The 10,009-nt window shown below is 72.2% G+C and carries 7 protein-coding genes; 3 read left to right on the top strand and 4 right to left on the bottom strand.

Annotated features, from left to right (window positions below; all coding sequences use genetic code 11):
• Nucleotides 1-4 precede the first annotated feature (4 nt).
• From LQK93_RS16120 to mraZ, 4 genes are all read right to left on the bottom strand, one after another.
• Nucleotides 5-2,299, bottom strand: coding sequence for a penicillin-binding transpeptidase domain-containing protein (locus LQK93_RS16120; protein WP_374968786.1), 2,295 nt, complete (start codon nt 2,297-2,299; stop codon nt 5-7).
• Between the two features lie 4 nt (nt 2,300-2,303).
• On the bottom strand, nt 2,304-2,957 hold the full coding sequence (locus tag LQK93_RS16115; RefSeq protein ID WP_374968785.1) for a hypothetical protein: 654 nt from the start codon (nt 2,955-2,957) through the stop codon (nt 2,304-2,306).
• A complete protein-coding gene (gene rsmH / locus LQK93_RS16110; protein ID WP_374968784.1) occupies nt 2,954-3,964 on the bottom strand; it encodes a 16S rRNA (cytosine(1402)-N(4))-methyltransferase RsmH in 1,011 nt (336 codons plus the stop codon). The genes LQK93_RS16115 and rsmH overlap by 4 nt, the downstream gene beginning before the upstream one ends.
• Nucleotides 3,965-4,202: 238 nt before the next feature.
• The gene (gene mraZ / locus LQK93_RS16105; RefSeq protein ID WP_374968783.1) at nt 4,203-4,634 is read right to left on the bottom strand and encodes a division/cell wall cluster transcriptional repressor MraZ; all 432 of its coding nucleotides are present in this window, start codon (nt 4,632-4,634) and stop codon (nt 4,203-4,205) included.
• Between the two features lie 651 nt (nt 4,635-5,285).
• Between mraZ and LQK93_RS16100 the strand changes: the two genes are divergently transcribed.
• The 3 genes from LQK93_RS16100 (at nt 5,286) to LQK93_RS16090 (ending at nt 9,907) form a co-directional block, all read left to right on the top strand.
• Nucleotides 5,286-6,221, top strand: a complete 936-nt coding sequence (locus tag LQK93_RS16100) for an AAA family ATPase (protein ID WP_374971525.1) — start codon at nt 5,286-5,288, stop codon at nt 6,219-6,221.
• An 87-nt stretch (nt 6,222-6,308) separates the two neighbouring features.
• Nucleotides 6,309-7,553, top strand: coding sequence for a DUF58 domain-containing protein (locus LQK93_RS16095; protein ID WP_374968782.1), 1,245 nt, complete (start codon nt 6,309-6,311; stop codon nt 7,551-7,553).
• A complete protein-coding gene (locus LQK93_RS16090) occupies nt 7,550-9,907 on the top strand; it encodes a transglutaminaseTgpA domain-containing protein (protein ID WP_374968781.1) in 2,358 nt (785 codons plus the stop codon). Before LQK93_RS16095 ends, LQK93_RS16090 begins: the two co-directional genes overlap by 4 nt.
• Nucleotides 9,908-10,009 lie beyond the last annotated feature (102 nt).

Below are 10,009 nucleotides of genomic sequence, written 5' to 3'. Positions count from 1 at the left end.
CAACTTACAGGCCATCGCGTTTGGCCCGCGCATCGCTGATGACCTCGGGGTCGTCGGAAGAGAGGGGCTTGGTGGCCCACACGTGGTAGTTCAGCGTGGACTTGGGGCTCGGCGGGGCGGCGGTGCGCTCGAGCAGGTAGGACATGACCTGGTTGAAGACCGGCCCGGCGAGGGCGCCACCGAACATGCCGGCGCTCGGCTTCTGGATGAAGACGGCCACGACGTACTTGGGGGCCTCGGCCGGCGCGAAGCCGATGAACGAGGCCGTGAAGCCGTTGTAGCGCTTCAGCTTCTCGTCGTAGCGGTCGGCCGTGCCGGTCTTGCCGGCGACGCGGTAGCCCTTGATGCGGGCCGCGCTGGCGGTGCCGTCCTTGCCCGTGACCTCCTCCATCATCCGGGAGAGCTTCACCGCGGTGTCCTTGGTCACCACCCGCACGGGAGTGGTGGGCGGGGTCGGGATGAGCGTGCCGTTCTGGTCGACGGTGCCCTCGACGAGCGACGGCGGCATGCGGACGCCCTTGTTGGCGATGGTCTGGAAGACCCCGGCCTGCTGGATGGCCGTGACGGAGTAGCCCTGCCCGAAGAGGATCGTGTAGCGGCGGCTCGACACCCAGTCCCTGGCGCCGGCGAGGAAGCCGGCCGACTCCCCGGGGAAGCCGACGGGGGTCTTGGAGCCGATGCCGAACTTGCGGTAGTACCCCTCCATCACGGCGGGCGAGACCCGCTCCCCGATGAGGATGGTGCCCATGTTGGACGACTTCGCGAGCACACCGGTCGCCGTCATGTTCTCGACGCCGTGGGGCTCGTTGTCCTTGAAGTTCGTGCCGGCCCGCGGCAGCCGCGGGGGCACGATGACGCCGGTGTCGGGCGTGATGACCTTCTGCTCGAGCGCCGCCGACATCGTCATGAGCTTGCCGGTCGAGCCGGGCTCGAAGGCGTCGTTGAACGCGTAGTTGCCCAGGGCCTTGGCCTTCGCGTCCGCGAGGTCGTTGGGGTCGAACGTCGGGTAGCTGGCGGCGGCCCGGACCTTCCCGGTCGCCACCTCGAGGACGACGGCGGTGCCCGACTCGGCACCCACGGCCGTCACCTGCTTGGCGAGGGCGTTCTCGGCGTACCACTGCAGGTCCGCGTCGATGGTCAGCTTGACGTCACGGCCGTTGACGACCGGGGTGTCGACGCGCTGGGAGCCGGGGATGACGTAGCCGTCGCGGGCTCGCTCGGCGACGTTGACGCCCGGGGTGCCCTGCAGCGTGGAGTTGAACATCCGCTCGATGCCGCCGGCCCCGGACTGGTCGGCCGGCAGGACGTAGCCGACGAGCTGGCCCAGGGCCATCGACGTCGGGTAGACACGCCGCGCGGTGCGCTCGCCGCTGATGCCGGGGATGCCGAGTGCCCGGATCTCTCGGTAGATGGCCGGGTTGACGTCCTTCTTGACGACCACGTAGCGGGTGTCGGCCCGGGTGAAGAGCTTGGTCAGCTGGGCCACCGACAGGTCGAGGAGAGGAGCGAGGTCGGAGGCCGCACGGGTGACGCCCACCTGCTGGCGCACCCCGTCGACCACGGCGGTGTAGAGGGGGACCACGGTCGGGTCGGCGGCGATGGTGAACCGCTCCACCGAGTCGGCGAGCACCTGGCCGTTGGTGTCGAGGATCTGCCCGCGCATCGCGGGGGTCGTGGTCTTGACGGTGCGCTTGGACAGGGCGGCGGCCTGTGTGGCGGACGCGTCGAAGGCCTGGATGCGCAGCAGCTGGCCGGCGAAGATCGTGAACACGAAGAGGATCGCCACGAACATCACGCGAGCCCGACGACGGGGGTTGGCCCGGGAGATCCGGAGCGGTCGACGGGGCCCACGCGGGCCGCGCGGTCCCTGGGGTCCGCGGGGGGCGGCCGCTGCGCGCGCCCGCACGGCCGGACCTCGCCCGCCGGCGGGGGCGGTGCGGCGGGGCGCGCGGTCCGGGCCGGGTCGTCCCTGCGCTCGGGGATCGGGGGTACGCGTCGGGCGGGCTCCCGCGCGGGCGCGAGCCGGTGCCTGGCGGCCGGCGGCGGCCTTGGCGGGGCCGGCCGGCTTGGCGGCCTTGGCGGAGCCGGCCGGCTTGGCGGCCTTGGCGGAGCCGGCCGGCTTGGCGGCCTTGGCGGAGCCGGCCGGCTTCGCCGCCTTGGGGTTGGCGGACCTGACCGCCTTGGGGTTGGCTGCCGAGCCGGTGCGCGACGGAGCACCGCGCCGGTCGGGGCGGGACTGCCGTGCGGGCGCAGCGCCGCGACCGGTCCGCTGGGGATCGGTTCCTCGGGTCTGCGTCACCGGGTCACCTCGCCGTCGTCTGCTGGGCCTGCCCGTCGTTGCTCGACGCGGCCCCACCTGTGGCCTGGCCGGTCGACGCACCGGGCGTCGTGCCCAGTGTGGACGCTGCAGGGTCCGGCGCCCCGGCACCGGACGCCGTCGGCGTGGCGGCCCGCGGCGATGACGCGGCGCGCGAGGACACCGCCGCGGCGGAGCTCAGGACCTTCTCGGCCGTGACGGAGAAGGCCGGCGGGGTGGGGCTGGTGACGACCGGGAAGGCGTTCTCCTTGGTGGCGGGCTCGGGCTTGCCGGACACGGTGCCCCTGGTGAGGTCGATGTAGCCCCGCGTGTTCATCCGGACCATGCCGATCTTCGCGGCGCTGGCCGCCAGCGCGCCCGTCGCCGAGGCACGCGCGATCTGCTCCTGGAGGTTCCCGGTGGTGTCGCTGAGGCGCACGGACTCGCGCTGGAGGTCGCCGAGCGCCATGGAGCCCTGGGCGAGGGCGGTGTTGAGCAGGAGCAGCGCGATCAGGCCCGCGGCGAGCAGGGCGATGCAGATGGACACGAACGCCCCGTTGCCGGTGCGGGAGATGGTGCTCGGGATGACGCGAAGGGGCGTCTGGGCAGGCCCGCGTCGCGGCGTGCGGAGCGGCCTGGCCGTGGCGGTCATCGAGCTCATCGGGTGGTTCCCTTCCTGGTCCTGCTGGCTGAGGGGTGCGTGGAGGTGTCGCGCACGCGCTCTGCGACGCGAAGGCGGGCCGAGGCGGCCCGTGGGTTCGTGGTGACCTCGTCGTCGCTCGGCGCCTCGGCGCCGCGCGTGACGAGCGAGAGGTATGCCGCGTGCTCGGGCAGCTCGACCGGCAGCCCCGGGGGCGTGCTGGAGGTCGCTCCCGCGGCGAACGCGCGCTTGGTCGCGCGGTCCTCGAGCGAGTGGTACGACAGGACGGCGATCCGCCCGCCGACCGCGAGGACGTCGATGGCCTCGTCGATGGCTCGGCGCCAGACCTCGAGCTCGTTGTTGACCTCGATGCGCAGCGCCTGGAAGGTGCGCTTCGCGGGGTGGCCGCTCTGGCGCTGGGAGGCCGCCGGGATGACCCGGCGCAGCATCTCGACCAGTCGGGCGGAGGTGGTGTAGGGCTCGATCTCACGGTCGTGGACGACGGCCTTGGCGATCTTGCGCGCGAAGCGCTCCTCGCCGTAGTCGCGCAGGATCCGTGTCAGGTCCTCGACCGAGTAGGTGTTGAGCACGTCGGCGGCCGTCTGACCGGTCGACTGGTCCATGCGCATGTCGAGCGGCGCGTCGACGCGGTAGGCGAAGCCCCGGTCCGTCTCGTCGAGCTGCAGCGAGCTGACGCCGAGGTCGAAGAGGATGCCGTCCACGGCCGGTACGTGCAGGTCGGCCACCACGGAGGCGATCTCGTCGTAGACCGCGTGCACCGGGCGGAAGCGCTCGCCGAAGCGGCCGAGACGCTCGCCTGCCAGGGCGAGCGCCTCGCGGTCGCGGTCGATGCCGACAACGATGCAGTCGGGGAAGCGCTCGAGCACGCCCTCGGCGTGACCACCCATGCCGAGCGTCGCGTCGACGTGCACGGCACCGGGGCGCTCGAGGGCCGGGGTCAGCAGCTCGAGGATCCGGTCGCGCATCACAGGGACGTGTCGGCCCTGTGCCGGTCCTCGGTCGCTCATGGTGCGTCCCTCACGCTGGTGTTCCTGGAGTTGCGATGTCTGGTCCTGCTGGTGACGCGTGGCCCGGTGGCCCGGACCGGTGGTGCGCACCTGCGGGCTGGTCCCCATCCGCTGCCTCGCCCGGGACGGGGGAAGTCGTCCCGGGAGTGGAGCGGCTGGAGGCCGGCTCTCAGGTGCTGCTGGCTTGTGGTGAGTTCGTGGGGTGCGGCTCGGGGTGGGCCGTGGTGGTGGCCGGGGCTCAGAAGAGTCCCGGGATCACCTCCTCCGCCGTGTCGGCGAAGCTCTGCTCGGTCTGCTCCAGGTAGGCGTTCCACACCGCGCTGTCCCAGACCTCGAGGCGTGAGCCGGCACCGATGACCGTGACCTCCCGATCGAGGCCGGCGTACTGGCGCAGGTTGGCGGGGATGGTGAAGCGGCCCTGCTTGTCGGGGATCTCGTCGGAGGCCCCCGAGAGGAAGACACGCATGTAGTCGCGTGCGGCCTTGCTCGTGGTGGGCGCCTGGCGCATCTGCTCGGCGACCTTCACGAACTCGTCCATCGGGTAGATGAAGAGGCTTCGCTCCTGGCCACGGGTGACCACGAGGCCGGCCGCCATGCGGTCGCGGTACTTGGCGGGGAGGAAGAGGCGGCCCTTCTCGTCGAGCCGGGGTGTGTGCGTCCCGAGAAACATCGTCCGCCACCTCCCCTGATCGACTCGCGAACGCCCCAACTCCTACCTTGTTGCCCCACCGTACTCCACTTTACTCCACCGTCAACGATCTTTGGCACAAATCGCCGCAGCGATTCGCGCATCTGCGCAGGTCAGACGGGGTGGAGCGAAGTGGAGTGCCGCCCTGGCCCTCCCCTTCGACCCGGCCCACTCGGTGGCATCGCCGCGCGACGGACGATGGGACGGCATACGGCGTGGACACCGCGTTCGTGCTCAGCGGCCACCCGAAAGCGAACCGAACGGGCACCGGAGACGTCGCCGTGGTGGAAAGTGGAGGTCTTCGGCCGACGCCCACCAGCTGCCGCCTGAGACGTGCTGCACCCGAGCGCCACGGGGGCGGCCCTACCAAATGTGCTCGTGCATGGGAGAAGATCTCCCCACGGGTGGCGCATCCGGCGAGGAGCAGGCTGCGCCACGACACGGGGACGAACAGCGGAGGACAGTGTGACGAGGACGGATACCGGGCGTGAGTCGTCCGCGAGCACGACGAAGGCCGGAACCGCCGGGACCGCCGCAGGCGCGCCCACGAGCACGCAGACGTCCGCCGGTCGGGCCGCCTTCGGCTCGACGAGCGCCAACGGCTTCGCCACGGAAGGGACCGACCTCGGACTCGTGCACGAGGTCGCGGACCGGCTGATGACCACGATGACCCGCGTCATCGAGGGCAAGCCCGACGTCGTGCGCACGACCATCACCGTGCTCTTCGCCGGCGGGCACCTGCTCATCGAGGACGTCCCGGGCGTCGGGAAGACGATGCTCGCCAAGACGCTCGCCCGGTCCATCGACGCCAGCGTGCGACGCATCCAGTTCACTCCGGACCTGCTGCCCAGCGACGTCACTGGCGTCAGCATCTTCAACCAGGATGCGCGGCGCTTCGAGTTCCGGCCGGGCGCGATCTTCGCCAACGTGGTCGTCGGCGACGAGATCAACCGCGCCTCCCCGAAGACGCAGTCGGCCCTCCTCGAGTCCATGGAGGAGCAGCAGGTCACCGTCGACGGCACGACCTACCCGCTGCACACGCCGTTCATCGTCATGGCGACGCAGAACCCGATCGAGATGGAGGGCACCTACCCGCTGCCCGAGGCGCAGCGTGACCGCTTCATGGCGCGCATCTCGATGGGCTACCCCTCACCGAGCGCCGAGCTCGACCTGCTCGCGAGCCACAGCGCGCGCTCGCCGCTCGATGACCTGTCCCCCGTCACCGACGCCGAGACCATCAACCGCGTGGTCCAGTCCGTCACCGGGGTGCACGCGAGCCCGGCCGTGCGCCAGTACATCGTCGACCTCGTGACCCGGACGCGGTCCACGCCGGCGCTGCGCCTCGGCGCCTCACCCCGCGCCGCCCTCCACCTGCTGCGGGCCTCGCGCGCACACGCCGCGCTGGCGGACCGCGACCACGTCATCCCCGACGACGTGCAGATGCTCGCCGGCCCGGTCCTCGCGCACCGGCTCATGCCCTCGAGCGAGACCCAGCTCGCCCGCCGAACCACCGTCGAGGTGGTCACCGACCTGCTGCGCCAGGTGCCGGTACCGCCCGCAGCCCGCTGAGAAGCACGCTGAGCGGCACGATGAGGGCACGCTGGGACGCATCATGAGAAGAGCCACGAGAAGCACGACGAGCGGAGGACGGCGCCCGTGGGATCCCTGCGCAGCGTCCTGACGACGAGGGGCCGGGCGTTCCTGGGCTCCGGGACCGTCCTCGCCCTGGCCGGTGTCATCCTCGGCTTCCGGGACCTGACCCGCTTCGGGGTGCTGCTCATCGCGCTGCCGCTCGTCTGCGCAGTCCTGGTGCGCACCCGCAAGACACGGATGCGCATCGAGCGGCACACCGACCCCGAACGCATCAGTGTCGGGCAGGACGCCCACGTGACGCTCTCCTTCGAGAACGTGTCGGGCTCCACCACCCCGATCTTCCTCGCGGAGGAACGACTCGACTACGTCCTCGGTGACCGGCCCCGCTTCGTCGTGGGGCGCATCCCCCCGGGGCGCGTGCGGGCCATCGACTACGTCGTGCGCTCCCACCTGCGGGGTCGCTTCCACCTGGGCCCCCTGGGCGTGCAGGTGCACGACCCGTTCGGCCTCGCCAACCGCAACGCCGTCCTCGAGGGGACCACCGACCTGGTGGTGCTGCCCGCCGTGCACTCGCTCGCGGCGAGTCGTCAGCGCAGCTCCGGTGTGGGCTCGGAGGGCGAGCAGGCGCACCTCATCGCGCTCCACGGCGAGGACGACGTGACCATCCGCGAGTACCGCGACGGCGACGACCTGCGGCGCATCCACTGGCCGGCCACCGCGCGCACGGGCGACCTGATGGTGCGCCAGGAGGACCGCCCGGCCCAGCGGCGCGCCGTCGTGCTCCTCGACCCGCGGCCGTCCGCACACGGCGGGGTCGGAGCGAGCAGCTCCTTCGAGTGGGCGGTCACGGCGGCCGCGTCCATCGGCGCGCACCTGTGCGAGTCGGGGTATGCCGTCCACCTCGTCTGCGCCGAGACGGTCCAGAATGCCCGTGCGGTAGAGACGATCACCACCGAGGAGATGCTCGACGTGCTGGCGGTCACGACCATGCGCGACGACTCGGGCGAGGACGAGATCCTCCGCGCCGGGCAGGCCCTGGCGGGCGCGGGCGGGTTCATCGTGGCCATCATCGGGCCGTCGGGCCGCGACGTCACCTCGCGGGTGGCGAGCGTCCGCCAGCCCGGCACCACCGGACTTGCCCTCGTCCTGGACGCACGCAGCTTCGGCGCCAGCCACGCCGACGAAGCCGAACCCCATGCCGAGGCCCTCCGACTGGCCGGCTGGCGCGCCGTCTCGGTGTCCCGCGACGCCGACGTCGCCGAGACCTGGGCGGTGCTGAACGCCGCGACCGTGGGGAGCGGCAGATGAGCCGTCGTCGCTGGAGGATCACCGTCCTCGCCGCCCTCGCCACCTTGAGCGCCCTCTACCCGATCACGAGCCTCTTCACGGACTCGACGTGGCTGCCGGCGGCCGTTCTCGTCGTGGCGCTCGTGGCCGGGCTCGGACTGGTCGGGCGCGGCCTGACCCGCTCCCGGCTGCTCGTCGTCCTCGCCCAGGTGCTCGTCACGGGCTACGTCCTGCTGGCCGTGTGGGCCGGAAACACCTTCGCCTTCCTGCTGCCGACCCCCGCGACGGCCGAGGCCGCCAACACGCTCGGACTGCAGGCGCTCGAGACCGTCCAGCGCTACTCCGCCCCCGCACCGCTCAACGACGGGATAACCTTCTGCCTCCTCGTGGCCGTCGCCCTCGTGGCGATCGCGGTCGATGCCGTGGCCGCCACCTGGCGCAGTCCCGCGGCAGCAGGGCTGCCGCTGCTGACGGCATACCTCATCACGGCTGCGAACGGGGACTCGGCGCTCGCCCTGCGCTTCTTCGTCGTGCCCGTCGCGCTCTGGCTGGCGATGCTGCACACCACGGCGCGGGCGCAGTTCGGCCGGTGGGGCACCACCCGTGCCGCCGGCGGTGGATCCATCGAGGAGGCCGCGCACGACCGCGAGGCGCTGCGCTCCTTCTCCGCGGGTGCCCTCCGGCTCGGCGCCGTCGGCGTCGTCGCCGCCGTGCTCGTCCCGGCCGTCGTGCCGCACTTCCCCCCGCACTACCTCACCGAGGGCCTGGGGCACAGCAGCAACGGCGCCGGCGGCGAGGGCTCCGTGGGCTTCAACGACACCCTCGACCTCTCACGCAGCCTCAACGACCAGGACCAGACCCCCGTCCTGACCTACACGACCACCGGCTTCAGCCGGCCGCCGCTGCGCGTGCTCGCCACCTCCTACTACTCACGCGGCCAGTGGACCGCGGTGGGCTCCGCGGCCGAGCAGGCCGACAGCCCGGCCCCGCTCCCCCCGCCGAACCAGCGTCGCGACTTCGTCCTCAGCGTCACGAACAACACGCTGGCGGCGCCGCGCATCGCGGCGCCCTACCCCGTGGTCGCCGTCGCCATGGAAGGCACACCGTGGGCCATCGACCCCGTGACCCGCGACGTCAGGGTCGGCCGGTCCGTCAGCAGCTACCGCATCACGTACGCCGACCTGGCACCCACCCCGCCGCAGCTGCGCGAGTCAGGCAAGCCCGACTCCCCCGCCATCACCGGTGACGACCTCGCCGTCCCGGACCGGTCCCGCGAGCTGGTCCAGCGATGGTCCGACGAGGTCACCCGCGGGAGCGCCAACCCGCTCGACAAGGCCATCGCGATCCAGAACCACCTGCGCGACACGAGCGTCTACACCTACTCGCTCGACCTCGGGGAGCCGCTGCGCGACAGCGAGGGACGCCTGCTCGACCCCATCCAGAGCTTCTACCAGACCCGTCGCGGCTACTGCGTGCAGTTCGCCACCGCGATGATCATGATGGCCAGGGCCCAGGGCATCCCCGCCCGCATGGCGATCGGCTTCCTGCCCGGCCAGCTCTCCGGGGAGGAGTACGTCGTCCGGGCGAGCGACGCGCACGCGTGGCCCGAGCTCTACTTCCAGGGCTACGGCTGGCTGCGCTTCGAGCCCACCCCCGGCGTGCGCTCGGGCAGCCCGCCGCCGTATGCCGTGCTCGGCTCCGACTCGGGCGCCACGCGCGGTGGGCGTGAGGTCACCGAGAGTCGCTCCGGCGGTGCCGTCGCCTCGGCTCCCACCAAGGCGACGAAGCCGACCGTGGCACCCGTGGCCCAGCAGCCGTCGTTCCTCGACTCGGTCGGCCAGGCCTTCAGCCTGCGCAACGTCGCCGTGTTCGTCGCGATCCTGCTCGGGCTGCTCGCGGCCTTCTCGATGCCCATCACGGCCTGGTTGCTGAGGCTGCGACGGCGACGCGCAGCCGTGTCCCAGCAGGACCTCATCGAGGCGGAGTGGGCGGAGCTGACCTCGCACCTCGGCGACCTCGGCATCGCCGCTCCCCCGGGTGGGACCCTGCGGCAGGTGCGCGAGCGCTACGTCACCGACGCCCACCTCGACGACGAGAACGCGAGCGCCATGCGTCGGGTCACCGCGACGCTGGAGAAGTCACGCTACGACCGCCCCGAGCGCACCACGGCGCAGGAGGCAGTCCGGCTGCACCAGGACATCAGGGCGATCCGTCGGCAGGTCGGTCGCACCCGGGCGTGGCAGGTCCGGGTCCGGTCCTTCCTCTGGCCCCAGGCGGGCGTCTCCTACTGGCGTGCGCTGCCGAGCCGGGTCTCCGCTCGCGTCCCGAGCAGCATCTCGAGGCGGCTCCCGCGCCGGTCCACACGCCCTCGGTGACCGTCGGGGGCGCCGACGCGCCTGCCACGCCCACGACGCCACCCGGCATACCTCGTTGCGCCGACCGATGCGGGTCTTGGTGAATACGATGGGCAGCAGGGC

Origin of the sequence: Terrabacter sp. BE26, from assembly GCF_041941675.1 — a bacterium.
In the GTDB taxonomy this organism is placed as follows: Bacteria; Actinomycetota; Actinomycetes; order Actinomycetales; family Dermatophilaceae; genus Terrabacter.
Note: the sequence above shows the minus strand (reverse complement) of the source record. Positions and strands in the feature narration are given on the sequence as shown.

What these genes read in the sequence shown, in the direction of transcription:
- LQK93_RS16115 (WP_374968785.1), bottom strand. Translation starts at nt 2,957, where the DNA reads ATGAGCTCGATGACCGCCACGGCCAGGCCGCTCCGCACGCCGCGACGC.
- rsmH (WP_374968784.1), bottom strand. Translation starts at nt 3,964, where the DNA reads ATGAGCGACCGAGGACCGGCACAGGGCCGACACGTCCCTGTGATGCGC.
- LQK93_RS16090 (WP_374968781.1), top strand. Translation starts at nt 7,550, where the DNA reads ATGAGCCGTCGTCGCTGGAGGATCACCGTCCTCGCCGCCCTCGCCACC.
- mraZ (WP_374968783.1), bottom strand. Translation starts at nt 4,634, where the DNA reads ATGTTTCTCGGGACGCACACACCCCGGCTCGACGAGAAGGGCCGCCTC.